Below are 25,002 nucleotides of genomic sequence, written 5' to 3'. Positions count from 1 at the left end.
GACCGAGAGATTAACGCTTTTGCCCTTCGAGAATCCCCAGGCTGCCTCTGCGCCCACGCGCCGGTCCAGCCGACTCCGCACTGAGGCCTCTGAGGCCCCCGCGGTGGGACCGACGGAGTCTGTCGCAGCAGCTGAGGCCGTCATCGCCATCGCCGCTGTCACCCCGCTTTCCCGCCGTGCCGCCCGCCAGCGTGTGACCGCGGACGCCCCGATCGAAGACGCGCCCCTGGCCCGGATCGATGACGCACCTGTGCAGCCGGCCGACGTCGAGCCCGACACCGCTGATGCTCCGGCAGCGACCGACAAGGTCGAAGAGCTCGTCGAGGTTTCCGAGCCGGTCGAGGTTCCCGAGCCTGTGGAGGCCCCCGAGGCTTTCGAGATGCCCGCAGCGCCGAGCGCGAACGCATCGGATGACGCGGCAGACGCAGACGCCTTCGAGCGTGCCTCCCGCGCGTTCCGTGCGACCGGGCCCGTACCCACGGCATCCGTTCCGTCCGAGCCCGTCGCGGACGACGCGACAGCCGAGGGCGACGCCGCCACTGCTGCTCCCGACGTGGCGCAGCGCCGTTCGCGCAGCGCGCGCAAGGTGTTCGCCGTCGGTGCGACTGTCGGTGTCATGAGTCTTGCGGGTCTGCTCGCGGTCTCGATGACTCTCCCTGCCGAGGCTGTGGCCGCCGCCCAGGGCACCTCCGTTGCTGCGACTTCGCTCATCGCGTCCTCCCAGCAGGCCGCCGATGGCGACTCCGCCGACGAGATCCAGGCCTTCGTCGCTCCTGCAGGCGTCCAGAACGAGTCGCTGACACGCGCCGACGGATTCAGCACGATCTCGCTCGTCCAGGTCGCTGCCGAGCAAGGCATCAACTACTCCAGCGAGGTCTTCACGAACGACCCCGACGCGGCCATCCAGTGGCCGTTCCTCGTGGGCGTCGGAATGACCGACGGCTACGGCATGCGCAGCGGCCGTCTGCACGAGGGCATCGACTTCGTCCCCGGCGACGGCGCTCCGGTCCAGGCCATCGCCGACGGAACCGTGCGCATCGCGACCGAGCAGGGCGACGCCTACGGTGTGACCGTCTACATCGATCATGTGATCGACGGCGCGGTCATCACGAGTCACTACTCGCACATGCAGTACGGATCGCTCCAGGTCGCGCAGGGACAGACCGTGAAGGTCGGCGACATCGTCGGCAAGACCGGAAACACGGGCCGTTCCTACGGCGCGCACATGCACTTCGAGCTCATCGTCAACGGATCGACCATCGATCCGCTGCCGTGGCTCCGCGCGAACGCGGGTCGGCACTCGGACTGACCCGCCTTGATTTCATGAGGACGCCATGGTGATGGTATTCTCGTGTGGTTGCCCCGAGAGGGGCAGCACGCCCCGATAGCTCAGTGGCAGAGCACTTCCATGGTAAGGAAGGGGTCGTCAGTTCAATCCTGACTCGGGGCTCGCAGCATTCTTCTCACACGCGGACGGATGCCTCGCGGCAGGGTAGCTCAGCTGGTTAGAGCGCACGACTCATAATCGTGAGGTCGCGGGTTCAAGCCCCGCTCCTGCTACAGATCAAGACCCCCGGTTTCCGGGGGTTTTGTCGTTTCTGCCCGACGGCATCCGCTGCGATGGTTAGGCTCACTGCATGCCTATGCCAGATGAGACCACGTCCGTCAGCCTCGCCTGGGGAAAATCTCTCCTCGGTGTCGCGGCGCTGATCTTCAGCGTGTCCATCGTGTTGGCAGCGGGAGAGTGGTGGCAGTTCGTCACGTTCGGTGTGATGGTGCTGCTCGGCGTCGTCCTGCTGGTCAGCGGTGTGCGCGACATCGTTGCGAGTCGTCGCGAGAAGCAGGTATCGCGAGACGAAGTCACCGAGAGCTGAAGAACCGCCCGGCTCCATCGACGAACGCGCCCTCAGTCGTCCGGGATCAGCCTCTTGCCGGTCAGCGACGTGGCCTCCCGCGTGTAGCCGAGGCCGTCGTAGAACGCCAGCACCTCGTCGTTCCCCGTGCGGACCATCAGCATCACCTTCGGGCAGCCCAGCGCCAGGAGTCGTGCTTCCGCCTCGTGCACGAGTCGTCGGCCGATGCCTTCGCCGCGGCGGGCCGGCGCACTCGCGAGGTAGTACAGCCACCCGCGGTGCCCGTCGTACCCCGCCATGACGGCGCCGACGAGCGTCCCCTGATCCACGGCGACGAGCAGCAGCTCCGGCCACACGGCGCGCGCACGACGGATGTCGGCTCGCGGATCGTTCCAGGGGCGTGTGAGACCGGTCTCGTGCCAGAGGTCGATGACCGGCTCGATGTCGGCATCGGTCAGGGCGCGGATCTCCAGAGTCACCTGGCAAATCTACTTCGGCGCCGGTGGAGCGGTCGAACGAGGGGGTGGTGTCCGCCTAGGGGCACCACCCCCTCCGCTCAGTCCACGCGGGACACGTGGTAGTGCGAGATGAGGAGTTCGTCGTCGTCCGCACGCTCGAAGACCAGCGTGAGGTGCGTCACGATGTCGTCTCGCCCCTCGAGGTGGAACACAGCCCCCAGGTAGGCAACGACCGCGTCATCCCCGAGGTCGTGCGCCCGGAGGACGTCAAACTCCACCGTCAGGGGCACCGGTTGGGAGTCGTAATACGCCACAACCCCTGAACGCCCGATCGAGTGGTGCGGCCGCAGGCCCTGGAAGAGCGCGTCCGCGGTGAAGGCGGAGGCGATGCGATCGAGGTCTCCGTCGCCGATTCCCTGCTGCCATCGGGACAGCGCCGGTGCGATCCGGGCTGCCGAGGGCGTCACCTGCGCGGTCATGGTCAGTGCCCCGCGCTCTGGCCGCCGTCGATGTGCAGGAACTCGCCGGTGACGAACTCGTTCTGCTCGAGGTAGACGACCCCGCGGGCGATGTCATCCACCGTGCCGGCCTTCTGCAGAGGGTGGAAAGCCGCGAGCTGCTCCGGTGTCGCGCCGCCCTGCAGGGGAGTGAGGATCATCCCCGGCGAGACGGCGTTGACGCGGATGCCGCGGTCGCCGTACTCCACGGCGAGCGACTTCGTGGCTGCCGCGATCCCGCCCTTGGTGAGTGAGGCGAGCACCGACGGGATGTCGGATCGTGCGGATTCGACGAGTGTCGTGGTGATGTTGACGATGTGTCCGCCGCCCTGCTCGAGCATGGGGACGATCGCGTTCCGCGTGAAGTGGAAGAAGCCTCCGAGGTTGACGCCCAGGTTGAGCGCGTAGTCCTCCTCGGTGGTGTCCGTGAAGGGCTTGGCGGTGAACACTCCCACGTTGTTGACGAGCGTGTCGACTCGTCCGAAGCGGTCGAGGGCGGTGCGGACCACGTTCACAGCGGTGCGGGGATCGGCGGCGTCACCGGGGACGGCGACGGTTCCCGGGTCGTCGCCGTCCGTGATCGAGCGGGACGTGGCCACGACGGCGTATCCGAGCTCCCGGTAGGCGGCGACGAGTCCGGCACCGATTCCCTGCGAGGCGCCGGTGATGATCGCGACTTTCTGAACAGACATGATTCTCCTATAGACGATCGGTCAACTACTGATATTGACCGTTATAGACGATCGGTCATATACTTGTCAAATGGGTCGGACATCGGATGCACGGGAGAGGCTGCTCGAAGCCGGAGAGCGGCTCTTCGGCGAGCGCTCGTACGGGGCGATCGGCGTCGCCGAGATCAGCGCCACAGCGGGTGCGCCGAAGGGCAGCTTCTACTACTACTTCCCGTCGAAGCAGGAGTTCGCCGTCGCTGTGATCGATGAGCACTGGCGCCGACAGAAAGAGGAGTGGTCGAGCATTCTGTCGGCGGAGGGCAGCCCCGTCGATCGCCTGCACCGGCTCTTCGAGGCCACCGCCGCCGTGCAGCGCGAGGCGAAGTCAGGCGTCGGTGCCGTCGCCGGGTGCATGTTCGGCAACCTGGCCCTTGAGCTCTCGTCCACGGAGCCGGTCATCCGGGAGCGGCTCCAGGAGATCTTCGACACCCAGGTCGACATGGTCGGAGCGGCACTCGGCGACGATCGGCGTGAGATGGCGATCGCCGTCGTCGCGAACCTCGAAGGTCTCGTCCTGCTGGCGAAGCTGCGCAATGATCCGTCGCTGATCGAATCCCAGTGGGACAGCACCGCCCGGATGCTCGAGGCCGGCGCCTCGACCTGAGGCTGCGAGACGCAGCCGTGTCAGTCGGCGGGCGGGAAGCGCTCGATGTTGGCTTCGACCCAGCCGCGGAGGGCCCGCAACGGCTTCTCGGCGTCGACGCCGAGGTCGGTGAGGGAGTACTCCACGCGGACCGGTACTTCGGCGAAGACCGTGCGCACCAGCAGTGCGCGCGCCTCCAGGCGCCGCAGCGTCGCGGTCAGCACCTTCGGGCTGATCCCCTGCAGGCGCGTCTTGAGCTCCCCGAATCGCTGCGGCCCGTCGCTGAGCGCCCCGATCGCCAGCGCGCTCCACTTGTCCGCGAGCAGATCGAGCACTCCGCGGCAGGGGCATTGCGCGTCATAAACGTCATGAGGAGCATCGATGCGGCAGGCGGTCTCGGTCGGCATCCGTCCATGGTATCTCTTGGATACTTAGGGCGCTTGCGGGTAACTGGGGGTCTTCGGATAGCGTGACGGGCATGGCAAACGACACCTTCTCCCTCCCCGACCAGATGCCCGCGATCGGCGCGCGCGGCCGACGACCTGTCACGGATCCCGAGTCGCTCTCCGACCTCACCCTGCCCGTTCCATCCCCGACGGGCAGGGATCTCCTGGTCGAGGTCGAGGGCGTATCGATCAACCCCGTCGATGTGAAGGTCCGCGCCGGCTCGCCGACATCCGGTGCGCATCGTATCCTCGGCTACGACGCCGTCGGCGTGGTCGTCGGCCTCGGCGATCAGGCCACCCGCTTCGCCGTGGGTGACCGCGTGTTCTACGCGGGCCAGATCGACCGCCCCGGCACGAACAGCCGCTACCACCTCGTCAACGAGAACATCGTGGGGCACGCACCGCGCTCGCTGTCCGTCGCGGAGGCGGCAGCGCTCCCGCTGACGGCGATCACGGCGTGGGAAGCGCTGTTCGACAAGCTCCGTCTCGATGACCGCAGCGAGGGGACCCTTCTCGTCATCGGTGCGGCCGGCGGTGTCGGATCGCTCCTCATCCAGTTCGCAAAGGCGCTCACGAAGCTCACGGTCATCGCTGTCGCCTCGCGCCCGGAGTCGGTGGAATGGGTGGAGCGGATGGGCGCCGATCACGTCGTCGGCCGCGACTTCGTCGACGAGGTCTCCGCGATCGCTCCGAGCGGCGTCGACTACGTCTTCACGTCGTTCACGCCCGGCAATGTCCGCGCGATCGCCGACGTCATCCGTCCGCGGGGCGAGGTCGTCTCCATCGACGAGACCGGCGGCAGCATCGACGCGCTGAAGGGCAAGAGCGTGACCTGGCACTGGGAGCTGATGTTCACCCGCCCGGTGACCGACCCCGCCGACCACTACCAGCACGAGCTCCTGGAGCAGGTCGCCGAACTCGTCGACGAGGGTGTGATCCACACCACGATGACCGAGCATCTGACACCTCTGGATGCCGCGACCATGCGCCGAGCGCATGAGATCGTCGAGGCCTCGCAGACGATCGGCAAGGTCGTCGTCACGGACTGGCCGGAAGAGGCGCATCCACTATCGTGATGTGGTTATGACTGCTGCCGCCCGGCACGATGCCATCCTCCGCGAGCTCGAACTGCGCGGCTCGCTGACCAGCGCCGTCCTCGCGGCGCGGCTCGGCGTGACCCCGATGACGCTGTGGCGAGACCTCGTCGCTCTGGAGCAGAGGGGACTGCTCGCCCGCGTGCACGGGGGAGCGATCTCGCTCGCGGTCGCTCAGCAGCAGTCCCGCGAGGACGGGTCGGGGGCGCGTGCCCGCCCCCGACCGGTGGCGACCATCGGCATGATCGTGCCGACCACCCAGTACTACTTCCCCGAGGTGATCCGCGGGGCCAGTCAGGCGGCTCACGAGTCGAACTGCCGCCTGGTCGTCGGCGCGACGAACTACTCGTCGCAGGAGGAGTTCCGCCAGGCGGAGCGGCTCATCGCCAGCGGCGTCGATGCACTGATGATCACGCCGCACGACACGATCGCCGGGAGCTCGCCCCTGCAGCGGATGCTGGAGGAGGCGGGCATCCCGATCGTCATGGTCGAGCGATCCGTCGAGGATCACCTCGCCGGACGCCTCGAATGGGTCCGCACCGACCATGCGCATGGGGCGGAGGTCGCGGTGCGTCACCTCGCGCAGCAGGGACATCGGGCTATCGCGCTCGCCGCCCGACCATCGGCGACGGTCGCCGGGCTGGATGCGGGCTTCCGGCGTGCCATGGCCGCGATCGAGCCGGCATCCGCTTTCGCACTCCGCCGTGATCTCTCGCACCCGCAGATCGGTGACAACGCCAACATCGCAGAGCTCGACGAGCTGCTCGACGAGTGCGTGGCACAGGGGATCACGGCAGCGATCCTGCTCGGCGATGCGGATGCCATGGCGTTCCTCGATCTGGTGCTGGAGCGCGGACTGCGGGTTCCGGAGGATTTCGCTGTGGTCGCCTACGACGATGAGGTGGCAGCCTTCGCCACCGTGCCGCTGACCGCCGTCGCGCCGCCCAAGCACGAGCTCGGTCACGCCGCCCTGCGCCTGTGCGTCGACCGTCTGAAGCAACCTGCGGGTGCCGCGCACACGCCCGTGCGGATGGCGCTGCTGCCAGCGCTGGTGGTTCGTGAATCCTCGGTTCGCACCGCCTGATTGTTAGGTTTTGTGAGAAAACCCTCCGTTGTGTTGGTGAATCGCGTCGGGTGACGAATGATCGATCTCGCACGGTCAACGATTCAAAGGAGAACCCGCGATGTCCCTGCGTCGAACTTCCCTCTCCGTGGCGGCACTGGTCGCCACTTCCGCACTCGTCGCGGGCTGCGCTGCCAGCGCTCCCGCGGCCGAACCCGTCAAGACCGAGACCCCGAAGGGTGAGGTCACCTTCTGGTCGTTCCTCAGCGGCATGGCCGATGTCGTCGCCGCGTTCAACGCGAGCCAGGACGACATCACCGTGAAGTTCGAGGAGATCCCGAACGGAGCGAACGGCGGCTACACCAAGCTGTCGGCGGCCATCGAGTCCGGCAGCGGACCCGACGTCGTCGGCATCGAGTACGACCGGCTCCCCGGGTTCGTCGCGGCCGAGCAGCTCGCGCCCGTCGACGACCTCGTCTCCGAGGACATCCTGGGGGAGTACGACGAGCAGGTGCGCAACCTGGTCTCGTTCGGCGATGCGGCCTATGCCCTTCCCTACGACGCGCCGCCGATGGTCATCTGGTACCGGCAGGACGTCCTGGAGGCCGCCGGCGTCGAGGTCCCGACCACCTGGGACGAGTTCGAAGAGGCGGCGCGTGCGGTCAAGGCCGTGAACCCCGACGCCTATCTGACGAGCTTCTTCACCAACGAGCCGCAGCTCGCACCGATGTCCTGGCAGGCGGGAGCCGAATGGTTCAGCGTCGAGGACGAGAGCTGGAAGGTCTCGGTCGATGACAAGAAGTCGCAGGAGGTCGCCGACTACTGGCAGCGCCTGATCGACGAGGACCTGGTCAAGGCGCAGCTCGGCTTCAGCGACGAATGGACCGCGGATCTGAACAGCGGTGTGGTCAACGCCTGGGTCGGCGGCTCCTGGAGCGCGTCCGCGCTCAAGACCCGCACCGAGGCATCCGGTCAGGCCGGCAAGTGGATCGCCGCCGCTCCGCCGTCGTGGGATGGCGAGCCGACGGGTGCGCTCAGCGGAGGCACGAGCTTCGCGATCCCCGAGAACTCCGAGAACGCCGCGGCCGCAGCCGTCTTCCTCGAGTGGCTGGTGACATCACCCGATGCGATCGAGGCGCGGGGCGCCGTGGGCACCGCGTACCCGGCCTACCCCGGGCTCTCCGACGTCGCGGCATCCGTCGCTCCCGTCGACTACTACGCGAACGACATCTACGAGGTTTTCGACGAGGCGTCGGCGAACCTCGGACCGTGGGCCTGGGGACCGAAGTACGACCTCACGGCCACGGCCCTCAAGGATTCCGTCACCGCCTCGCCCACACTGAGCGAAGCGCTGACCGCGACGCAGCAGGCCACCGTCGACGGGCTCGAGAAGCTCGGCCTCGACATCAAGGACTAGCTGATGCATCGCCGGGCGGGCGTCGAGAACGGTGCCCGCCCGGCGGTTCAGATCGAAGGATGACGACGATGACAACTCCCGCAACCGCGAAGCGGCGGACGACGAGGAAGACGATCCCGGGAACGGGCGGGCGCACCGCCTCCGTCTTCCTGATCCCCTTCTTCGCCCTGTTCGCGCTGACGATGATCGCCCCGGTGATCTATGCGATCGGCATGAGCCTCTTCGCCGAGAAGCGCAGCGGCCTCGGGTTCGGTGGCTCGACCACCGAGTTCGTCGGGCTCGGGAACTACTTCGAGGTCCTGTCCGACCGTACCTTCACCGACGGATTCGGGCGGCTCGCCCTCTATTGCCTGCTCTACGTCCCGTCTCTTCTCGTGGTCGCCCTCGTTCTCGCACTGCTGCTCGACTCGGCCGTCGCCTACGCCAAGCGGGCGTTCCAGCTGCTGCTGTTCCTGCCGCACGCCGTCCCCGGTGTCATCGCGGCTCTCATCTGGGCCTACCTCTACACCCCGGGGGTGAGCCCGATCGTGAAGGCCCTGGAATCCGGCGGGATCGGGATCGACTTCCTCTCGGTGCAGCTCGTGCTCCCCTCCATGGTCAACATCGCCGTGTGGGAGTGGGCGGGCTACAACGTGATCATCCTCTTCACCGCTCTCCAGGCCGTGCCCCGCGAGATCCTCGAGGCCGCACGCGTCGATGGCGCCGGTGAGATCCGCACGGCCTTCTCGATCAAGACCCCGCTCGTGTGGCCCGCCATCGGCGTGGCTCTGCTGTTCACCGTCATCGGATCCCTCCAGCTGTTCACCGAGCCGAAGATCCTGTCCTCCGCGACGACCGCGGTCACCAGCACCTGGGTGCCGAACATGTGGGCGTACGACGCGGCGTTCAACCGCAACAACCTGCCGCAGGCCGCAGCCGCCTCCATCATCCTGGCGCTTCTCGCCGGCCTGCTGTCGTTCGTCGTCACCCGATTCACCTCGAAGGAGCCGACGCGATGACCTCCGTGATCGACCGTCCGGCGCCCCGCGCCGCGGCACCCGCGAAACCGCCGCGGACCCCACGCCGGAACCTGGCGGGCGGGCGTCACCTGCCGTCGAAGGTCGCGGTCAACGGCCTGCTGATCCTCGGCTCCGCCTACATGGTGCTGCCGCTGCTGTGGCTCGTGTTCGCCGCGACGAAGAACGCCGGCGAGCTCTACTCCGGAGACGCTTTCGCCTTCGGATCGGATCTCGTCGCGAACATGCAGCGACTGCTCGGCCAGGACGACGGCATCTTCCTGCGCTGGCTGGGCAACAGCATCCTCTACGCCGGCGTCGGCGCCATCGTCGGCGGATTCGTGTCGCTGATGGCGGGATACGCGTTCGACAAGTTCGAGTTCCGCGGCAAGCGCGGCCTCTACGCGTCCGTGCTCGTCGGCGTCCTCATCCCGAACACCGCCACGGTGATCCCGCTCTACCTCCTCGCTGCCTCCATCGGTCTCACGAACACCATCTGGGCCGTGCTGATCCCGACCCTGTGCAACCCGTTCAGCGTGTACCTCGCGCGCGTCTTCTCCTCGGGCTACCTGCCGGCCGAGACGCTCGAGGCCGCACGCGTCGACGGCGCCGGCCCGATCCGCAGCTTCCTCCAGGTGGGCTTCCCGATGCTGGTCCCCGGCTTCGTCACCATCGCGCTCTTCCAGTTCGTGGGCATCTGGAACAACTTCATGCTGCCGCTGATCATGCTGCAGAACCGCGATCTGTTCCCGTCCAGCGTCGGCATCGCGCTCTGGCAGAGCCAGGTGCAGCAGAACCCGGAGTTCTCCACCCTCGTGATCGCCGGCTCCTTCGTCTCGGTGCTGCCGTTGATCATCGCCTTCGTGATGCTGCAGCGGTTCTGGCGGGCCGGCCTCTCCGCGGGGAGCGTCAAATGAGCCCGCGTCGCCCCGTCATCGCCTTCGCGATGCCGGACTCCGTCAGGCACCGCGTGTTCCCGGCCCGCTCGATGGAGCAGTACGGGGCGATCGCGGAGGTCGCCGGCCATCTCACCGAGTTCGACTCCGCCGCCGCGCGCCGCGTCCTCGACCGCGTCGAGGTGCTCATCACGGGCTGGGGTGCACCGCGGATCGATGCGGCACTGCTGGACGCCGCCCCACGGCTCGAGGCGGTTCTGCACGCCGCCGGCACGGTCAAGCCGTACCTCGATCGCGTGGTCGTCGACCGCGGCGTGCGGGTCAGTTCGGCGGCCGCCGCCAACGCCGTGCCCGTCGCCGAATACGCGGTGGCGATGATCGTCCTCGCCGGGAAGCGCGTGCTCCCCATCGCCCGTCGCTACCGGGACCTCCGAACGCAGTTCGACATCGAAGCCGCCTTTCCGGAGATGGGGAACCACGGGAAGCGGATCGGCATCATCGGCGCGTCGAAGATCGGCCGGATCGTGATCGACATGCTGAAGGCCTACGCGTTCGAGGTCGTGGTCTACGACCCCTACCTGGACGACGCGGAGGCGGCTGTCCTGGGCGTCGCCTCGGTCTCTCTCGACGAGCTCCTCCGCACGAGCGACGTCGTCTCCGTGCACGCTCCCTCGCTGCCGTCGACACGCGACCTGGTGGACGCGCGCGGCATCGGCCTCATGCGCCGCGGCGCGACCCTGCTCAACACCGCGAGGGGCGAGCTCGTCGATCAGGAGGCGCTCACGCGCCGCGTGGTCGCCGGCGAGCTCTTCGCGATCCTCGACGTCACGGTGCCGTGGATCCTCGAGCCGGACCATCCGCTGTACACGGCGGAGAATGCTCTGCTCACGCCGCATATCGCGGGGTCGCTCGGGGAAGAGCTCGGCCGGCTCTCCGGCGCGATGCTCGAAGAGCTGCGGCGGATCGCCCGCGGCGAGCCGCTCCTGCACGAGATAGAACCCGACCTCCTCGCCATCACCGCCTGACCTGATCCACTCCGCCGTTCAATGACGACCCAAGGAGCATCACCATGCCCGAATCCTCGAACCTGACCCGTCGCACCCTCCTGCTGGCAGGAGTCGGCGGCGCGCTCGCCGCGGCCGTCGGCGTCGTATCGCCGCCCCCGGCGCAAGCGGCAGCGTCGGCGTTCCACACCGGCCGCAAGGGAACCACGATCACCGAGATCGGGCCCGGAATCGAGCAGTACTCGCTGATGAGCGGGGTACTGCTCGACGGAGTCGTGTACATCGGTTCGCGCAACCTCGAGCCCACCGGCATCCTCGCCTTCGACGTCGCGTCGGGGAAGGTGATCGACTCCACGACCCTGGCCACGGGTCACAGCATCCAGGCGCTGGCGGTCGATCCGGTACGGAAGATCCTCTACGCCGGCATCCTGCAGAAGGCCGCGGGAAGCGACAACCTCTACCGGTGGGACCTCGCCGATCTCTCCGCGCCCGCCGTGTCGATCGGGCGGATCGGCGACCGTGATGTGCGCGACCTCGCCGTTTCCCCCGACGGCACCGTCTTCGCGGTCGGCGGCGGCGGCACCGGCGCCCCGGCCCTCTGGCAGTACTCCCCGTCGACCGGGGCCGTCACGAGCCTCGGGGTGCCAGACGCCAAGGCGACGCTCGCCCGTGCGGTGGCCGCGACCGACCAGACGGTCTACTTCGGCGCTGGCAGCACGCTCGGCGGCGGCACCGACACCAGCCGGGCCGCGCTCTACTCCTACGACCGCGCGTCGGCCGCCTTCGCCGACATCACGCCGACCGAGATGGTGAACGACCCGAGTATCCGCGAACTCGCCGTCGACGGCGAGCGGCTGCTCGCCTCGACCGCGGGCTCCCTCGAGCAGTCGAAGATCGCTGCCATCTCGCTCGCCGATCACACGTCGTACGAGCTCGTCACCTCGATCGGTAAGACGGCCAAGAGCTTCGCCGTGATCGACGGCGACGTGTACTGCGCGAACGAGGCGGGCGTGCTGCGCTGGTCGCCGGGAGCGGCGGAGGTCGAGCAGCTTCCGCTGACCATCGACCTCGGCGAGATCTGGGGCCTCGATCCCCACGACGGCGGACTCGTCGCGGTGTCGGGATACGCGGTCGTCGCGGCCTTCGATCGCGACGGCACCATGCGATCCGAGGTCGATCTCGGTGACGCGGGGGCGCCGGTCAGTGCACAGACCTGCATGGGCATCGCGGTCGGCGCTGGGTTCGCGTACGTGGGCGGAAACGGCGGCATCGCGCGCCACGATCTGGGCAGCGGCGAGGTCATCAACCTCCGCGCACCGGGTGAGGCGAAGGATGCCGAGGTCATCGGCGGCGTGCTCTACACCGGTCAGTACAACTCGCAGGGCATCTGGTCCTACGATCCCGCATCCGGAGAGCCGATCCACCGCGTGGCGTCCTTTCCCTCCGAGCAGAACCGGCCGCTCGACACGCACTGGGACGACTGCAACCGGCTGCTCCTGGTGGCGGCGCAGGCCGACACCGAGGGCGGTGGCTCGCTCTGGACGTACGACCCCGCCACGGGCGCGAGCACGCACGCGATCAATCCGATCGATGACGTGCAGCTCGTCCGTGCGGTCGTCGCCGTGGACGGCGTCGCCTATCTCGGCGGCGACAATGCGCAGAAGACGGGCCCGCGCGGCACGATCGTGGCGTGGGATCCGATCGCCCATCGCGAGCTCTGGCGAATCGAGACCGCGCAGGCGAACGGGATCGGTGCTCTTGCGAGCCACGGCCGATACCTCTTCGCGCTCACGCAGCGGGGCACCCTGTTCGTGATCGACCGCCCGCGTCGGCAGATCGTCCACACCGTCGATCTGAAGTCGATCGCTCCCGGGTTCGTGGCGATGAAGGCGGCTCGTGGCGTGATCTACGGCGTCTCCGACACCACGCTCTTCCGCATCGATCCGAAGACGTTCGAGGTCACCACCGTCGTGGCGGCGATCAACGGCGGCTGGTACAGCGGACCGCACCTCAACGTCGACGAGGACGGGGCCGTCTACACGCTGCGCGGACGCACGCTCGTGAAGGTCGACGACCACCCGCGGAGGCCGTGAGCTCGCGGCCGTGCGCATCGGAGGCGCGAGCGCAACCCCCTGAGCGAGTCGGCGGAACGAGCGTACCTTCGGCCCATGAGCGATGCACCGGCAACAACTCATACCCACGTCGACATCGACGGTCATGACTTCCTGCTCAGTCCGGGGCAGGACCTCGACGACCTGATGCGCCGGATCGAGGACGCCGCACGATCGGATGGCACGTTCGTCGGCTTCATCTCGCAGGGCGTGCGCCTCAGCGCGCTGATCTCGCGGACGAGCCGGGTCGTGATCGCGATCGACGACGATCCGGCGACCGGACCGCCGTCGGACATGGGCGACTACGCGCATGCCGAATGGGAGTACTGACCGCCGGTCGAGGAAGGCTGGCGCACCGGTCGCCGTCACCTCTATCGTCGGATGCATGAAGTCATCCATCTCAGGAACGACCATGCCCGTGCTCGAAGTCACCCTCGACCCGGGCGAGAGGATCGTGGCGGAGGGCGGGGACGTGGCCTGGATGTCGGCGGGGTTCGCTCTGGACACGTCGACCGTGCACGGCACCGGAGGACAGGGCGGCTTCATGAGCGGTCTGAAGCGCGTGCTGGGTGGAGCGCAGCTGTTCCTCACCGAATACACCGCTCCGGCGCAGGGTGGTCTCGTCGCGTTCGCGGCGCAGCTGCCCGGGACGATCCGGCAGATCGACATCGACGCGGCCGATCAGTTCATGGTGCAGGCCGGGTCGTACACGGCGAGCACGAGCGACGTCCAGGTCTCGGTGGGGCTGCAGAAGAAGCTCGGCGCCGGTATCTTCGGCGGCGCGGGAGTCGTGTTCCAGAAGCTCACCGGCTCCGGCACCGCATGGGTTCAGCTCGCCGGCGAGATCACGGAGTACACGTTGGCGGCGGGGCAGTCCCTGCTCATCCATCCGGGGCATCTCGCGATGTTCGACGCGAGCATGGATCTGCAGTTCACGTCGATCAAGGGCATCAAGAACAAGTTCTTCGGTGACTCGCTGTTCCTCGCCGAGATCCACGGCCCCGGACGCATCTGGCTGCAGTCGATGACGCCCGCGAAGCTCGCGGCCGCCATCGAGCCCTACCTGCCCGACCGCTCGTCCGGGTCGAGCAACTCCTAGGAGCCCTCGATCACCCTCGGTCCCGGCGTCGCAGCGACGGCGGCGGACGATGGGGGATCGGGATCGGGCGTGTGGCGCGCGACGCGTCCTGGAAGCGGCGCACCGACTCGAGCACGTCGTCGACCGACGGATAGCGCGGGGCGAGCGGGAGATCGCGCAGCCACAGCACCTCGACGTCGGCCGGTATGTCCTCGTAGATCCGACAGACGATGCGCCGGTGATCTCCGTCGGGGTAGTGCAGGTCGTGGATCGCCCAGGCCTCCGCGCTGACCTGGGTCAACACGAACCGCTGGTCTGATTCCTGCTCCATCATTCTCCTGCCTGTCCTCCCTTGCAGGATGCCGGGAGCACAGGGAGACGGGTAGCCCCTTGACAGGATCACGAGCGGATGCCGGGGCGGCAGGCCGATCGGGCGCGGGATGTCAAGGGGATCCGGTCTCGGCCCGCGCCCGACGAGACTGGCGCTCCCATCCGCACGACCGATCGGAGACGACCATGTCAGACCCGCAGAGCACTCCCGACGACCGGCCCGAAGTCGACGCCGTCGGCGTCGACCCGGACTTCGTCACGAACGATCACGACCCCGACGCCTCCTCTCCCGTGGAGGAAGAAGAGGCGTCGGAGGACGACGAGGAGGTGGACGTCGCCGACCTCCCCTGATCGTGCGTCAGCGGCGGGTGGGCGTCGTCTCGGCGTCGCCCACCGGCCCCGCCGGATCGTCTCCCGCGGCCACCGCTGCGGCATCCGTCCGTCCGGAATACGTCCGCCCGGTGCCGCGAAGCTCGGCCTCCAGCCGCTCCGCCTCCTCGCCGCTGATGGCCTCGCCGCGAGCGACGAGCCCGGCCTGGTCGGAGAGCGGGATCTGCTTGAGGAACAGCGACAGCACCAGCGCCAGCACGATGAACGGCACGAGGAACCAGAACACCGGGGCGAGGGCGTCGGCATACGCGGTGACGATGCCGTCGCGCACCTCGTCGGGCAGCGAGCTCAGCGTGGACGGGTCGATCGTCGACGCGGCCTGAGACGCGGCATCCGGTGATGCGCCAGCGTCGGCGAACACGCCGAGCAGGTTCTCGGTCAGGCGCGTCGTGAAGATCGTCCCGAACACGGCCGTTCCGAGCGAGGCCCCCACCTCGCGGAAGTAGTTGTTCGTGCTCGTCGCGGTGCCGATCTCGCTCGCAGGCACGGCGTTCTGCACCACCAGGACAACCACCTGCATGATCAGTCCGAGGCCTGCGCCGAACACGAACAGGAAGGCGCAGATCAGCCAGATGGGTGTCGTCGCCGAGAGCGTGGTCATCGAGACCATCGCGATGCCCGTGAGGATCGTGCCGACGATCGGGTAGATCCGGTACCTCCCGGTCTTCGAGATCGCGATGCCGGAGAAGATCGACGTTCCGATGAGGCCCACCATCATCGGGATCATCAGCAGGCCGGATGCCGCGGCCGACGTGCCGGACGACATCTGCAGGAACGTGGGCACGAACCCGATGGCGGCGAACATCCCGATGCCGAGTACCAGGCCGATCGCCGTCGCGTTGACGAAGATCGGGTTCCGGAAGAGGCTCAGCGGGATGATCGGGTCCTGCACCCGGGACTCCGTGATCACGAACGCGGTGGCCGCGGCGAGCAGCCCGGCGCCCCAGGCCCACGTGGCGAGCGAATCCCAGCCGAACTCGGCGTCACCGCCGAAATCGGTGAAGAAGATCAGGCACGTCGTGGCGATCGAGAGGAAGATCACTCCGAAGATGTCGATCGGTTTCTCGGCCTTCTTGCTCGGGAGCTTGAGCGCCACGAGCGCGATGATGAAGGCCGCGATCCCGACCGGGATGTTGATGTAGAACGCCCACTGCCAGGTCATGTGGTCGACGAAGAATCCGCCGAGGAGGGGGCCGGCGACGGCCGAGAGGCCGAACACGGCGCCGAGCGGGCCCATGTACTTGCCGCGCTCGTTCGCGGGGACGATGTCGGCGATGATCGCCTGCGACAGGATCATCAGACCGCCGCCTCCGAGGCCCTGGAGGGCGCGGAACACGACGAACATCCAGAAGTCGGTGGCGAAGGCGCAGCCGACGGATGCCAGCGTGAACAGCGCGATCGCGACGAGGAACAGGTTCCTCCTGCCCAGGACGTCGCCGAACTTGCCGTAGATCGGCATCACGATCGTGGTCGCCAGCAGGTAGGCGGTGGTGATCCAGACCTGGTGGTCGACGCCCCCGAGCTGTCCGACGATCGTCGGCATCGCGGTCGACACGATCGTCTGGTCGAGGCTGGAGAGCAGCATCCCGGCGATGAGTGCGCTGAAGATGATCCAGATGCGGCGCTTCGTGAGCAGGAAGGGCGCATCCTTGGTGGGGGTGGCGGTGGCGGACATTCAGTCGGCTTTCTGTGACGGAGCGTAGAGCGCGCGGGCGAGCTCGAGACGTCGGGTGATGAGCGTCTCGAAGGAATCGGTCGAGTGGTGGTGCAGGAGCTGGTCCATGGACAGGCGCACGAGGGCGCCGACGGAGTGCACCATCACCTCGGCGCGCATGTCGGCATCGGCGACATCGCCCATGCGGCGCACGATCAGCTCCATGTCGCGGCGTTCGTTCTTCGCGATCTGCTCGAAGGCGGCCTTCAGCAGCCGCGGCTCCTGCTCGATGACCGCGAAGAGCTCGGCGGCATCCTCGAGAGGGTTGATGAGTCCGAAGCGGTGGATCGTCAGACCGACGAAGTCGTCCAGCAGCTCGCCGCGCTCGGAGACGAACGCCTCCTCGAGGGCTTCCTGCCGGGAGTCGATCGTGGCGAAGCCGAAGACCGCGTTCTCCTTGCTCTCGAAGTAGTTGAAGAACGTGCGGCGCGAGACCCCGACCTCGGCGCAGAGCTCCTCGACCGTGAAGCCGGCGAAGCCCTGATCCGCCGTGAGTCGCCTGGCGACCTTCGTCAGCGCGCGCGAGGTCTCGCGCTTGCGCTGTTCTCTCAAAGAATCTGCACCTTGCTCCATAGAGTGCAAGTTTGCACTCTGAAGCTTGGAGTGCACTGTGAGCTCGGTCGGCACCCTTCACAGAGAAATGTCGGACGGATCTGTGACGATCGGCGCCCGGCATCCGTCCTAGTGGTGTCGCTGACCTGCGACCCGCACCCTGCGCGGATGCGAGAGACGTAAGAAGGAGCTCACCATGGCGAATGTGACGAATGCCGCTCAGGCCGGGACCCCGGCCGTCGCGCCTCGCGAGGCCGTCGCGCCCGGCACGACCACGATCGAGGATGCCGTCGTCGCGAAGATCGCCGGCATCGCCGCGCGCGAGGTGAGCGGCGTGTACGCCCTCGGCGGAGGAGCCGCCCGCATGGTCGGCGCGATCCGCGATGCGCTCAACACGAGCGACCTCACGCAGGGGATCAGTGTCGAGGTCGGCGAGACCCAGGTCGCCGTCGACGTCACCATCGTCGCCGAGTATCCGGTCTCGCTGCAGAAGGTCGCCGATGACGTGCGCGCTGCGATCCATCGCGCGATGGTCGACTTCGTCGGCAAGGAGGTCACCGAGGTCAACGTCACCGTCGACGACGTGCACATCGCGACGGGCGACGATGCGGCGCCGGATGAGAGATGATCCGATCCGATGGCGCATCCGTTCCGAATCTCCTAGGGGATCAGGACGAGAAGGTGAGCAGATGGCAGACGAACGCTTCCGGAATGCGCTCGAGCACGCCGACGACCGCATCGTGGCCGGACGCGCCATGGACGGCGACGTCGAGTCGTTCGCGGTGCTCGTGCGGAGGTACACGCCGATGATGCGCGCATACACCCGACGGATGCTGAACGCTTCGGCCGACGTGGACGACGTGGTCCAGGAGGCGTTCGTCACCGCGTGGCAGCGTTTCTCGGAGCTCGAGGATCCGTCCAAGGTCAAGAGCTGGCTGATGAGGATCGTCAGCCGCAAGGCCGTCGACCGCATCCGGTCCCTCCGACCCGTCGCCGACATCGACGCCTTCGACCGTCCCGCTCCTTCCCACACGTCACCGGATGAGGTGGTCCAGGCGCGGGCTGGCATCGCGGCGCTCGGGGCCGCACTGCGCGAGCTCCCCGATGCGCAGCGCGAGTGCTGGGTCCTCCGCGAGATGGGCGGCTACTCGTACGACGAGATCGCCGAGGAGCTCGGCATACCCGTTTCGACCGCGCGAGGCCTGCTGGCCCGCGCGAGGAAATACATGATCGTACGGATGGAGGAGTGGCGATGAGCGACGACCATGACGCCCCCGACGGCCGACGACTCGGACTGGAGCCGACCGATCTGGACGGGCACACCATCGAGGAGCTCACGGAGTACCTCGACGCCGGTCGGCAGCCGCTGGACCGCTCGATCGAGGAGTCGCCGGGCTGTCAGCTGGCCCTCGACGCACTCGAGAGGCTCCACGGGCTGAGCGGCGAGCTGATCGACGCGGATGCCGCGGCATCTCCCGAGGTCGAGCCGGGCTGGGTCGATCGCATCCTCGCGGGCATCGCGATCGATGCCCGTGCGGGCCGGAGGATCCCCTTCGCCTCGCCGGAGCCGAACGTCGATCTCGCGATCACGGAAGGCGCGGTGCGCGGCCTCATCCGATCAGCGGAGAACGCTGTTCCCGGGCTGCTCCTCGGGCGCTGTCGCCTGGACGGTGACGTGACGACGCCGGGGACGCCCATCCGGGTCGCGATCGAGGCGAACGTCTTCCCCGGCGAGCCGATCCCGCTTCTCGCGGATCGCCTCCGCGCGGAGGTCGACAGGCGACTGCGCCTTCACACAGAGCTCGACATCGTCGCGATCGACATCGCGATCCGGGACATCCAGGAGGTCTCATCGTGAACGGAGCAGCAGCGATGACGCCGGAGGCCCGCACCGAGCTCGCGCAGGAGATCGAAGACGCCGTGCGTGCGACGCCGGGCGTCCGGAACGTCTATCGGTCCGGGTCGCTGGTCTCGAATCTGCTCCGCGCGGGAGCGGTCGCGCTCGGCGTCAGCGACGACAGCCGACCGATCATCTCGGTGGTCGCGGGGGAGGAGGGCCTCGCGGTCGAAGCGTCGGTCGGCGTCGACGTCGCCGCGTCAGCGGCCGTCGTGCTGCTGGCCGCGTACGAAGCGGTCGATGCCGTGCTGCGCACCGCCGGTCTCCACAGGGAGAGCATCACGCTCACGGTCGTCTACGTGCAGTCGCGCGACGCGGCCTGACCGCGCGACGCGGAGATGCGAAAGTGCCGCCCTCCGGCAGGGGAGGTCGGCACTTCCGTCTCGGTGACGAGTGATCAGGCCGCGTCGCGAAGCCCGTCCACGAGAGGCGTGGTCGGACGGCCGATGAGGCGCGCGAGGGTACCGTCGGTGTCGGCGAGAGCGCCGTTGCGGATGCCGGCGTCGAGAGCCACCACGAATCCGACGGTTCCCGCGTCGAGTCCCGCTGCCTCGAGTGCAGCGCTCTGCTCCTCGGTCGTGAGGGGCTGGTACGCGACCGGGCGACCGGTCACCTCGGACATCGCGGCCGCGAGCTCGCCGTAGTTCCACGCGACGTCGCCGCCGAGCTCGTACACCTCGCCGACGTGGCCGTCTTCGAGCAGCACCACGGCGACGGCATCCGCGAAGTCCTTGCGGCTCGCCGAGGCGACCCGGCCTTCGCCCACGCCGGCGGCGAGCACCCCGGTCTCGGCGGCGCGCGCGAGGTCGGCCGCGTAGTTCTCGGTGTACCAGTTGTTGCGGAGGATCACCGCGGGAAGACCCGATGCCGCGATCAGTTCCTCCGTCGCCTTGTGCTCGGGCGCGAGGACGAGGTCGCTCGTCGTAGCCTTCGGCGCGCTCGTGTAGACGAGCTTCGAGACGCCCGCGGCCTTCGCGGCATCGATGACCGCCTGGTGCTGAGCCACCCGCTGGCCCACTTCCGAGCCCGAGACGAGGGCGACGGCGTCGACACCCTCCAGTGCTGCGGTGATCGAGGCGGGATCCGTGTAGTCCAGGTGCACGACGCGCACGCCGAGGTCGGCGCCCTTGGCGACATCGCGGGCTCCGGCGACGATCGACTGCGGGTCGGCGCCGCGCTCGAGGAGGGCGGCGATGATGAGGCGTCCGAGGTTGCCGGTCGCGCCGGTGATGAGGATGGTCATGGGGTGTCCTTTCGTGGGTGACACCCTCGACAACCGGCGGCACCCCTCAGAACATTCCGTCCAGAGGGTACCCACTTTCAGGTAAGGTACCTACATGTCAGTGAGTTTTGCGCAGATCAAGGAGTCCACGCCGGCGGTCTTCGACCAGGGCTGCGGGACGCGCGTCGTGCTCGATCACATCATGAGCAAGTGGGGCGTGCTCATCCTCTCCTCTCTCTCCGACGGGACGCATCGATGGGGCGAACTGCGTCGCGCGGTCGACGGCATCAGCGAGAAGATGCTCGCGTCCACTCTCCGCACCCTCGCCGACGACGGGCTCGTGCACCGCGAATCCCTGCCGACCGTGCCGCCGCACGTCGAGTACAGTCTGACTCCGCTCGGCCGCGATCTGATGGAGCGGATGCTCCCCCTGATGGAGTGGGTCGCCGACCACGCAGACGGAATGCTCGGGCGCGACTGAACCTGCGGATTCCGTCGTCATCAGGAGTGCTGAGGTGTGGAATCCGTCGGTGGAAGAAAACGTTTGACGCGAGAACCGCAGTAGCCCTACTGTTCTGACATGGCCGCAACGACGCCGATTCATCTGGAACGACCCGACGGCAAGGGTCTGGCTGCGGGAACACTGGGACTCTGGGGATCGACCGTCATCGGTCTTGCCTCGACCGCCCCCGTGTACTCGCTGGTAGCGACGCTCGGATTCGTGGTGCTCGCGGTCGGGGCGCAGGCGCCCATCGCGTTCATCATCGCCTTCGTGCCGATGCTGCTCATCGCCTTCGCGTACCGCGAGCTCAACAACGCCGTGCCCGACTGCGGCACCACGTTCACGTGGGGGACCAAGGCCTTCGGCCCCTGGGTGGGCTGGATGGGCGGCTGGGGAGTGGCGGTCGCCGGCATGGTGGTGCTCGCGAACCTCGCCCAGATCGCCTCGGTCTACTTCTGGTCGCTGATCGGCCAGGACCTGGAGAACAACGACTGGCGCGTCGTGCTCGTCGCCGTGCTCTTCATCGCGGCGATGACCTGGGTCAGCTGGCGCGGGGTGGAGATCGGCGAGCGCATCCAGAACATCCTGCTCGGCATCCAGTACCTGGCGCTCGCGATCTTTGTCGTCACCGCGCTCTGGCAGTTCTTCGCCGGCACCGCACCCGACCCGACGCCGTTCGACATGGCATGGCTCAACCCCTTCGCCTTCACCGACTTCGCGGGGTTCACCGAGGCCATCCTGCTCGCTCTCTTCATCTACTGGGGCTGGGACACGTGCCTGGCGCTGAACGAGGAGACCAAGGACCCGAAGCGCATCCCCGGTCGCGCGGCCCTGCTCACCACCGTCATCCTGCTGTTCACCTACGTGGGCGTGACCATCGCCGCGATGATGTACGCGGGGCTGGGGGAGACGGGAACCGGTCTCGGCAACGAGGCGAATGCCGACGACTTCTTCCTCGCGATCAAGGACGGCCTCCTCGGTCCGTTCGGATGGGTCCTCGTCGTCGCCGTGGTCATCTCGGCCATCTCGTCCACCCAGACGACGATCCTGCCGACCGCGCGCGGCACGCTCGCGATGGGCGTCTACCGCGCACTTCCGGCGAAGTTCAAGGACGTGCACCCGACCTACAAGACGCCGTCGTTCTCGACCATCGTCATGGGCATCGTCGCGGTGGCCTACTACGTCGGAATGACGCTGATCAGCGACAACATCCTGCAGGACTCCATCCTCTCGCTGGGTCTCGCGATCGCCTTCTACTACGCCATCACCGGCTTCGCCTGCGTCTGGTACTTCCGGAAGGATCTGACCAGCTCGGCACGCGACTTCTTCTTCAAGGGCCTGTTCCCGCTGCTGGGTGGCCTGATGCTGGCGTGGGCGTTCATCCAGTCCGCGATCGACATGTGGGACGTCGACTACGGCTACACCGTTCTCTTCGGCATCGGCGGCACGTTCGTGATCGGCATCGGCTCGCTCGCCATCGGTCTCGTCCTGATGTTCGTCTGGTACCTCTTCCCGCGCTCGAAGCGGTTCTTCCGCGGCGAGAGCCTCAACCGCGAGACGCAGGTGATGGTGCCCGACGAGCCGAGCGTGACGATCCGTTCCATCGACGGCGGCATCTGAGCATCGCAAGCGGGCTCGCGGGCTTGTCCTAGGCTTGCTCCGTGCGCATCCGGCTCGACATCGCCTACGACGGCACCCATTTCCGCGGCTGGGCGAAGCAGCCCACGCTCCGCACGGTGCAGGGGACGCTCGAACCCGCGCTCGCCCGCATCGTCGGCTCCGACGTGCAGTTCGTGGTCGCCGGACGCACGGATGCCGGTGTGCACGCGACCGGACAGGTGGCGCACGTCGACCTCGATGAGGCCCAGTGGGCGCGGATCGAGGCTCGGCACGGCCGTGCGGCGCAGGACCCCGCAGGCTCGATCGCGGGGCGGATGCGCGGCGTGCTCGGCGCCTACTCCGACGTCACGGTGACGCGGAGCTCGATCGCGCCGGAGGGCTTCGACGCCCGGTTCTCCGCCGTGTGGCGTCGTTACCGCTACCGCCTCGCCGATGCGGAGGCGGGGTTCGATCCGCTGCGGCGCCTCGACACGACCAGCATCCGCGGGCGCCTCGACTCCCAGGCGATGGATGCCGCGGCGCGCACCCTCATCGGGCTGCATGACTTCGCGGCGTACTGCAAGCCACGCGAGGAGGCGACGACGATCCGCACTCTCCTCGACTACCGCTGGGAACGCGACGCCGACGGCGTGCTGGTGGCCGAGGTCAAGGCCGACGCGTTCTGCCACAGCATGGTGCGCGCGCTCGTCGGCGGATGCGTCGCCGTCGGCGAGGGGCGGCTCGACATCGGAGACCTCGTGGTGCTGCGGGACGCCCTGACACGGACCAGCGAGTTCAAGGTGCTGGCGGCGCGCGGCCTGACACTGACCGAGGTCGGCTATCCCGCCGACGAGCTGCTCGCCGCCCGAGCGGAGCAGACGCGGGCACGCCGCGACAGGAACGACGACCGACCGTAAGCTGAACCCGGCAGATCTCTTCACAGTACGACGGGGGAAACGTGACGGATCGGATCGATGCGCGGACGGGTGCGTTCGCCGCGGCCCTGCGCGCAGCGATCTCCGAACGCGGGATCTCGCTGTCGAGACTGCAGCAGGGGCTAGCCGACGACGGCAACCTCGTGTCGATGGCGACCCTCAGCTACTGGCGGTCCGGCGACCGTCAACCGGAGGGTGCGCAATCGCTGAGCGCCGTCGACGGTATCGAGGACCGGCTCGGTCTGCCCCGCGGGCACCTGAGTTCGTTGCTCGGACCCTCGACGCGACTGGGGCCGGTGGCGCCACCACGGCTTCCCTTCGACGAGGAGCGCGAGAACCGCGAGACGGAGGAGACGCTGCGCGCGCTGCAGTCCGCCCCGCAGGAGGCGCTCCGCGATCTCTCCACCCATCTCACGGTGCGCGTCGGGGCGAGCGGAGCCGTCGAGAGCATCGTGATGCGCTCCCTCGTGCAGGCGACCAGGGGACTGATCACCGAGCTTCCGCTCATCGACGTCGCTCCCGAGGAGACCGAGGTGATGTCGGTGATCTCCGACGTCGTCGGCGGGCGCATCGACCGCGAGTACCTGCACCCGGGACATCTCCTCTCCGGGGTGGTGATCGCCCTCGACGAGCCGATCACCACCGGCGGCACGACGCTCATCGAGTTCACGGAGACGTTCCCGCCCGGTTATCCGCCGCGCCAGTCCGCCTGGCATGCGACATCGCGGCCCGCGCGCGAGAGCCTGATCTGGGTGCATTTCCACCCCGATGCCCTCCCCGCCTGGTGCGAGGAGTACATCGAGACCGAAGACGACTACGCGTCGTCGATGCGGCCGGTGCGCAGCGGCTCCGTGCACCTCGCGCGTCACGGATTCGGCCCGGGGGTGCTCGGCATCCGCTGGGGATACGACGAGTGATCGGAGCCGGCGCACAGCGACGACGGGTAGCGTGGGAGGGGTCATGAAGGTCATCTCGTACAACCTCCAGAAGCACCGGGCCGCGGGCGAGCTCGCCGCTCTCGTGCGCGAGCACGACCCCGACATCCTCTGCCTGCAGGAGTGCGACGTGCCCGAGCTCCCGCCACGGATCGGCGGACTCGTGCTCGCGGATGCCACGCACGGCAACCGTCTCGGCATCGCGCTGTTCTACCGGGAGAGCACGTATCACCTGCAGGGGATCCGCATGCTCGGGCTCAAGAAGTCCCTGCACGACCGGATCGCGAAGCCGGCGCACGAGCGCGTGCTCGGGGCGCGTCTGCGCGACATCGACGACGGCCAGGACTTCATCGTGGCCTCGTTCCACGCGGCGCCGCTGACGGCGCTCAACTCCCTGCGCCGCCATCAGATCCGTGCGGCCCTCACCGAGCTCGCGACACTCGGCGAAGGGCTCCCGCAGCTCATGGTCGGGGACTACAACTACCCGATCTTCAAGGAGAACCTCGGTCAGGCGGTGCGCGACCACGGGTACGCGCTGACCCTGAGCGATGATCACACCTACACCCGCTACCGCGTCTTCCGCGGCCACTACGACTTCGCCACCTCGACGGGTTTCGAGATCGAGCGGATCACCACGCTGCCCCAGGGGTCGAGCGATCACCGGCCGATCCTGGTGACGGTCAAGCCGGACTAGGCGCCG

The 25,002-nt window shown here is 68.0% G+C and carries 30 protein-coding genes and 2 tRNA genes; 24 read left to right on the top strand and 8 right to left on the bottom strand.

The window, feature by feature from the left end; translation table 11 throughout:
* The first annotated feature begins 103 nt into the window (after positions 1 to 103).
* The 4 genes from ABD648_RS07355 (at position 104) to ABD648_RS07340 (ending at position 1,874) form a co-directional block, all read left to right on the top strand.
* Positions 104 to 1,309 carry a M23 family metallopeptidase gene (locus ABD648_RS07355; protein WP_282214313.1) on the top strand — a complete coding sequence of 402 codons (1,206 nt, stop codon included), beginning with the start codon at positions 104 to 106 and terminating at the stop codon, positions 1,307 to 1,309.
* A gap of 69 nt (positions 1,310 to 1,378) precedes the next feature.
* Positions 1,379 to 1,450, top strand: a tRNA-Thr gene (locus ABD648_RS07350).
* Positions 1,451 to 1,486: 36 nt separating this feature from the next.
* Positions 1,487 to 1,560, top strand: a tRNA-Met gene (locus ABD648_RS07345).
* A gap of 77 nt (positions 1,561 to 1,637) precedes the next feature.
* A complete protein-coding gene (locus ABD648_RS07340; protein WP_282214312.1) occupies positions 1,638 to 1,874 on the top strand; it encodes a hypothetical protein in 237 nt (78 codons plus the stop codon).
* 32 nt (positions 1,875 to 1,906) lie between these two features.
* On the opposite strand, the gene ABD648_RS07335 is transcribed toward ABD648_RS07340, so the two are convergent.
* The 3 genes from ABD648_RS07335 to ABD648_RS07325 all read right to left on the bottom strand — a co-directional run bounded on the left by ABD648_RS07335 (position 1,907) and on the right by ABD648_RS07325 (position 3,500).
* Positions 1,907 to 2,332: a GNAT family acetyltransferase gene (locus ABD648_RS07335; RefSeq protein ID WP_282214311.1), complete on the bottom strand. Its 426-nt coding sequence runs from the start codon at positions 2,330 to 2,332 to the stop codon at positions 1,907 to 1,909.
* A gap of 77 nt (positions 2,333 to 2,409) precedes the next feature.
* Positions 2,410 to 2,790: a YybH family protein gene (locus ABD648_RS07330; RefSeq protein ID WP_282214310.1), complete on the bottom strand. Its 381-nt coding sequence runs from the start codon at positions 2,788 to 2,790 to the stop codon at positions 2,410 to 2,412.
* A 2-nt stretch (positions 2,791 to 2,792) separates the two neighbouring features.
* A complete protein-coding gene (locus tag ABD648_RS07325; protein ID WP_282214309.1) occupies positions 2,793 to 3,500 on the bottom strand; it encodes an SDR family NAD(P)-dependent oxidoreductase in 708 nt (235 codons plus the stop codon).
* A gap of 70 nt (positions 3,501 to 3,570) precedes the next feature.
* On the opposite strand from ABD648_RS07325, the gene ABD648_RS07320 reads away from it, so the two are divergent.
* Entirely contained in the window at positions 3,571 to 4,143 is a 573-nt protein-coding gene (locus tag ABD648_RS07320; RefSeq protein WP_282214308.1) for a TetR/AcrR family transcriptional regulator, read from the top strand.
* 20 nt (positions 4,144 to 4,163) lie between these two features.
* Here the strand turns inward: ABD648_RS07320 and ABD648_RS07315 are convergent, their stop codons facing one another.
* Positions 4,164 to 4,529 (bottom strand): winged helix-turn-helix transcriptional regulator, encoded by a 366-nt coding sequence (locus ABD648_RS07315; protein WP_282214307.1) that lies wholly within the window; start codon positions 4,527 to 4,529, stop codon positions 4,164 to 4,166.
* 71 nt (positions 4,530 to 4,600) lie between these two features.
* On the opposite strand from ABD648_RS07315, the gene ABD648_RS07310 reads away from it, so the two are divergent.
* The 9 genes from ABD648_RS07310 to ABD648_RS07270 all read left to right on the top strand — a co-directional run bounded on the left by ABD648_RS07310 (position 4,601) and on the right by ABD648_RS07270 (position 14,247).
* Complete coding sequence (locus ABD648_RS07310; protein ID WP_282214306.1) at positions 4,601 to 5,644, top strand: zinc-binding alcohol dehydrogenase family protein; 1,044 nt, start codon at positions 4,601 to 4,603, stop codon at positions 5,642 to 5,644.
* Positions 5,645 to 5,651: 7 nt separating this feature from the next.
* On the top strand, positions 5,652 to 6,746 hold the full coding sequence (locus ABD648_RS07305; protein WP_282214305.1) for a substrate-binding domain-containing protein: 1,095 nt from the start codon (positions 5,652 to 5,654) through the stop codon (positions 6,744 to 6,746).
* A 100-nt stretch (positions 6,747 to 6,846) separates the two neighbouring features.
* Positions 6,847 to 8,142, top strand: coding sequence for an ABC transporter substrate-binding protein (locus tag ABD648_RS07300; protein ID WP_282214304.1), 1,296 nt, complete (start codon positions 6,847 to 6,849; stop codon positions 8,140 to 8,142).
* A 68-nt stretch (positions 8,143 to 8,210) separates the two neighbouring features.
* Positions 8,211 to 9,140: a carbohydrate ABC transporter permease gene (locus ABD648_RS07295; RefSeq protein WP_282214303.1), complete on the top strand. Its 930-nt coding sequence runs from the start codon at positions 8,211 to 8,213 to the stop codon at positions 9,138 to 9,140.
* Positions 9,137 to 10,054, top strand: coding sequence for a carbohydrate ABC transporter permease (locus ABD648_RS07290; RefSeq protein ID WP_282214302.1), 918 nt, complete (start codon positions 9,137 to 9,139; stop codon positions 10,052 to 10,054). Before ABD648_RS07295 ends, ABD648_RS07290 begins: the two co-directional genes overlap by 4 nt.
* Complete coding sequence (locus ABD648_RS07285; RefSeq protein WP_282214301.1) at positions 10,051 to 11,058, top strand: hydroxyacid dehydrogenase; 1,008 nt, start codon at positions 10,051 to 10,053, stop codon at positions 11,056 to 11,058. The genes ABD648_RS07290 and ABD648_RS07285 overlap by 4 nt, the downstream gene beginning before the upstream one ends.
* Positions 11,059 to 11,102: 44 nt before the next feature.
* Positions 11,103 to 13,130, top strand: coding sequence for a DUF5074 domain-containing protein (locus tag ABD648_RS07280; RefSeq protein ID WP_282214300.1), 2,028 nt, complete (start codon positions 11,103 to 11,105; stop codon positions 13,128 to 13,130).
* Positions 13,131 to 13,205: 75 nt separating this feature from the next.
* Entirely contained in the window at positions 13,206 to 13,478 is a 273-nt protein-coding gene (locus ABD648_RS07275) for a hypothetical protein (RefSeq protein WP_282214299.1), read from the top strand.
* A gap of 55 nt (positions 13,479 to 13,533) precedes the next feature.
* The gene (locus ABD648_RS07270; protein ID WP_282214298.1) at positions 13,534 to 14,247 is read left to right on the top strand and encodes a TIGR00266 family protein; all 714 of its coding nucleotides are present in this window, start codon (positions 13,534 to 13,536) and stop codon (positions 14,245 to 14,247) included.
* Positions 14,248 to 14,257: 10 nt separating this feature from the next.
* Here the strand turns inward: ABD648_RS07270 and ABD648_RS07265 are convergent, their stop codons facing one another.
* Positions 14,258 to 14,557 carry a hypothetical protein gene (locus ABD648_RS07265; RefSeq protein ID WP_282214297.1) on the bottom strand — a complete coding sequence of 100 codons (300 nt, stop codon included), beginning with the start codon at positions 14,555 to 14,557 and terminating at the stop codon, positions 14,258 to 14,260.
* A 185-nt stretch (positions 14,558 to 14,742) separates the two neighbouring features.
* Here ABD648_RS07265 and ABD648_RS07260 point away from each other — a divergent pair, with 185 nt between their 5' ends.
* Positions 14,743 to 14,907, top strand: a complete 165-nt coding sequence (locus tag ABD648_RS07260; RefSeq protein WP_282214296.1) for a hypothetical protein — start codon at positions 14,743 to 14,745, stop codon at positions 14,905 to 14,907.
* A 7-nt stretch (positions 14,908 to 14,914) separates the two neighbouring features.
* Here ABD648_RS07260 and ABD648_RS07255 read toward each other — a convergent pair whose 3' ends face one another.
* Together ABD648_RS07255 and ABD648_RS07250 are read right to left on the bottom strand one after the other, a co-directional pair.
* Positions 14,915 to 16,621, bottom strand: a complete 1,707-nt coding sequence (locus ABD648_RS07255; protein ID WP_282214295.1) for an MDR family MFS transporter — start codon at positions 16,619 to 16,621, stop codon at positions 14,915 to 14,917.
* Entirely contained in the window at positions 16,622 to 17,212 is a 591-nt protein-coding gene (locus tag ABD648_RS07250) for a TetR/AcrR family transcriptional regulator (RefSeq protein WP_282214294.1), read from the bottom strand.
* 196 nt (positions 17,213 to 17,408) lie between these two features.
* On the opposite strand from ABD648_RS07250, the gene ABD648_RS07245 reads away from it, so the two are divergent.
* From ABD648_RS07245 to ABD648_RS07230, 4 genes are all read left to right on the top strand, one after another.
* A complete protein-coding gene (locus tag ABD648_RS07245; protein WP_282214293.1) occupies positions 17,409 to 17,840 on the top strand; it encodes an Asp23/Gls24 family envelope stress response protein in 432 nt (143 codons plus the stop codon).
* A 61-nt stretch (positions 17,841 to 17,901) separates the two neighbouring features.
* Complete coding sequence (locus ABD648_RS07240) at positions 17,902 to 18,468, top strand: RNA polymerase sigma factor (RefSeq protein ID WP_282214292.1); 567 nt, start codon at positions 17,902 to 17,904, stop codon at positions 18,466 to 18,468.
* Positions 18,465 to 19,070 carry a hypothetical protein gene (locus ABD648_RS07235; RefSeq protein WP_282214291.1) on the top strand — a complete coding sequence of 202 codons (606 nt, stop codon included), beginning with the start codon at positions 18,465 to 18,467 and terminating at the stop codon, positions 19,068 to 19,070. The genes ABD648_RS07240 and ABD648_RS07235 overlap by 4 nt, the downstream gene beginning before the upstream one ends.
* On the top strand, positions 19,067 to 19,432 hold the full coding sequence (locus ABD648_RS07230; protein WP_282214290.1) for a hypothetical protein: 366 nt from the start codon (positions 19,067 to 19,069) through the stop codon (positions 19,430 to 19,432). Before ABD648_RS07235 ends, ABD648_RS07230 begins: the two co-directional genes overlap by 4 nt.
* Positions 19,433 to 19,506: 74 nt before the next feature.
* On the opposite strand, the gene ABD648_RS07225 is transcribed toward ABD648_RS07230, so the two are convergent.
* Positions 19,507 to 20,352, bottom strand: coding sequence for an SDR family oxidoreductase (locus ABD648_RS07225; RefSeq protein ID WP_282214289.1), 846 nt, complete (start codon positions 20,350 to 20,352; stop codon positions 19,507 to 19,509).
* 94 nt (positions 20,353 to 20,446) lie between these two features.
* On the opposite strand from ABD648_RS07225, the gene ABD648_RS07220 reads away from it, so the two are divergent.
* The 5 genes from ABD648_RS07220 to ABD648_RS07200 all read left to right on the top strand — a co-directional run bounded on the left by ABD648_RS07220 (position 20,447) and on the right by ABD648_RS07200 (position 24,996).
* A complete protein-coding gene (locus ABD648_RS07220; RefSeq protein ID WP_116634516.1) occupies positions 20,447 to 20,812 on the top strand; it encodes a winged helix-turn-helix transcriptional regulator in 366 nt (121 codons plus the stop codon).
* A gap of 99 nt (positions 20,813 to 20,911) precedes the next feature.
* Complete coding sequence (locus ABD648_RS07215) at positions 20,912 to 22,453, top strand: APC family permease (protein ID WP_282214288.1); 1,542 nt, start codon at positions 20,912 to 20,914, stop codon at positions 22,451 to 22,453.
* A gap of 41 nt (positions 22,454 to 22,494) precedes the next feature.
* The gene (gene truA, locus ABD648_RS07210; protein WP_282214287.1) at positions 22,495 to 23,349 is read left to right on the top strand and encodes a tRNA pseudouridine(38-40) synthase TruA; all 855 of its coding nucleotides are present in this window, start codon (positions 22,495 to 22,497) and stop codon (positions 23,347 to 23,349) included.
* 41 nt (positions 23,350 to 23,390) lie between these two features.
* Positions 23,391 to 24,284, top strand: a complete 894-nt coding sequence (locus ABD648_RS07205) for a hypothetical protein (RefSeq protein WP_282214286.1) — start codon at positions 23,391 to 23,393, stop codon at positions 24,282 to 24,284.
* 43 nt (positions 24,285 to 24,327) lie between these two features.
* Entirely contained in the window at positions 24,328 to 24,996 is a 669-nt protein-coding gene (locus ABD648_RS07200; RefSeq protein ID WP_282214285.1) for an endonuclease/exonuclease/phosphatase family protein, read from the top strand.
* Positions 24,997 to 25,002: the final 6 nt, after the last annotated feature.

This window comes from Microbacterium luteolum (assembly GCF_039533965.1).
Taxonomy (GTDB): domain Bacteria; phylum Actinomycetota; class Actinomycetes; order Actinomycetales; family Microbacteriaceae; genus Microbacterium; species Microbacterium luteolum.
Note: the sequence above shows the minus strand (reverse complement) of the source record. Positions and strands in the feature narration are given on the sequence as shown.

Coding starts and splice junctions, on each gene's coding strand:
- ABD648_RS07340 (WP_282214312.1), top strand. CDS start 1,638: ATGCCTATGCCAGATGAGACCACGTCCGTCAGCCTCGCCTGGGGAAAA.
- ABD648_RS07330 (WP_282214310.1), bottom strand. CDS start 2,790: ATGACCGCGCAGGTGACGCCCTCGGCAGCCCGGATCGCACCGGCGCTG.
- ABD648_RS07325 (WP_282214309.1), bottom strand. CDS start 3,500: ATGTCTGTTCAGAAAGTCGCGATCATCACCGGCGCCTCGCAGGGAATC.
- ABD648_RS07320 (WP_282214308.1), top strand. CDS start 3,571: ATGGGTCGGACATCGGATGCACGGGAGAGGCTGCTCGAAGCCGGAGAG.
- ABD648_RS07315 (WP_282214307.1), bottom strand. CDS start 4,529: ATGCCGACCGAGACCGCCTGCCGCATCGATGCTCCTCATGACGTTTAT.
- ABD648_RS07310 (WP_282214306.1), top strand. CDS start 4,601: ATGGCAAACGACACCTTCTCCCTCCCCGACCAGATGCCCGCGATCGGC.
- ABD648_RS07305 (WP_282214305.1), top strand. CDS start 5,652: ATGACTGCTGCCGCCCGGCACGATGCCATCCTCCGCGAGCTCGAACTG.
- ABD648_RS07300 (WP_282214304.1), top strand. CDS start 6,847: ATGTCCCTGCGTCGAACTTCCCTCTCCGTGGCGGCACTGGTCGCCACT.
- ABD648_RS07295 (WP_282214303.1), top strand. CDS start 8,211: ATGACAACTCCCGCAACCGCGAAGCGGCGGACGACGAGGAAGACGATC.
- ABD648_RS07290 (WP_282214302.1), top strand. CDS start 9,137: ATGACCTCCGTGATCGACCGTCCGGCGCCCCGCGCCGCGGCACCCGCG.
- ABD648_RS07285 (WP_282214301.1), top strand. CDS start 10,051: ATGAGCCCGCGTCGCCCCGTCATCGCCTTCGCGATGCCGGACTCCGTC.
- ABD648_RS07280 (WP_282214300.1), top strand. CDS start 11,103: ATGCCCGAATCCTCGAACCTGACCCGTCGCACCCTCCTGCTGGCAGGA.
- ABD648_RS07275 (WP_282214299.1), top strand. CDS start 13,206: ATGAGCGATGCACCGGCAACAACTCATACCCACGTCGACATCGACGGT.
- ABD648_RS07270 (WP_282214298.1), top strand. CDS start 13,534: ATGAAGTCATCCATCTCAGGAACGACCATGCCCGTGCTCGAAGTCACC.
- ABD648_RS07265 (WP_282214297.1), bottom strand. CDS start 14,557: ATGGAGCAGGAATCAGACCAGCGGTTCGTGTTGACCCAGGTCAGCGCG.
- ABD648_RS07260 (WP_282214296.1), top strand. CDS start 14,743: ATGTCAGACCCGCAGAGCACTCCCGACGACCGGCCCGAAGTCGACGCC.
- ABD648_RS07255 (WP_282214295.1), bottom strand. CDS start 16,621: ATGTCCGCCACCGCCACCCCCACCAAGGATGCGCCCTTCCTGCTCACG.
- ABD648_RS07245 (WP_282214293.1), top strand. CDS start 17,409: ATGGCGAATGTGACGAATGCCGCTCAGGCCGGGACCCCGGCCGTCGCG.
- ABD648_RS07240 (WP_282214292.1), top strand. CDS start 17,902: ATGGCAGACGAACGCTTCCGGAATGCGCTCGAGCACGCCGACGACCGC.
- ABD648_RS07235 (WP_282214291.1), top strand. CDS start 18,465: ATGAGCGACGACCATGACGCCCCCGACGGCCGACGACTCGGACTGGAG.
- ABD648_RS07225 (WP_282214289.1), bottom strand. CDS start 20,352: ATGACCATCCTCATCACCGGCGCGACCGGCAACCTCGGACGCCTCATC.
- ABD648_RS07220 (WP_116634516.1), top strand. CDS start 20,447: ATGTCAGTGAGTTTTGCGCAGATCAAGGAGTCCACGCCGGCGGTCTTC.
- ABD648_RS07215 (WP_282214288.1), top strand. CDS start 20,912: ATGGCCGCAACGACGCCGATTCATCTGGAACGACCCGACGGCAAGGGT.
- ABD648_RS07200 (WP_282214285.1), top strand. CDS start 24,328: ATGAAGGTCATCTCGTACAACCTCCAGAAGCACCGGGCCGCGGGCGAG.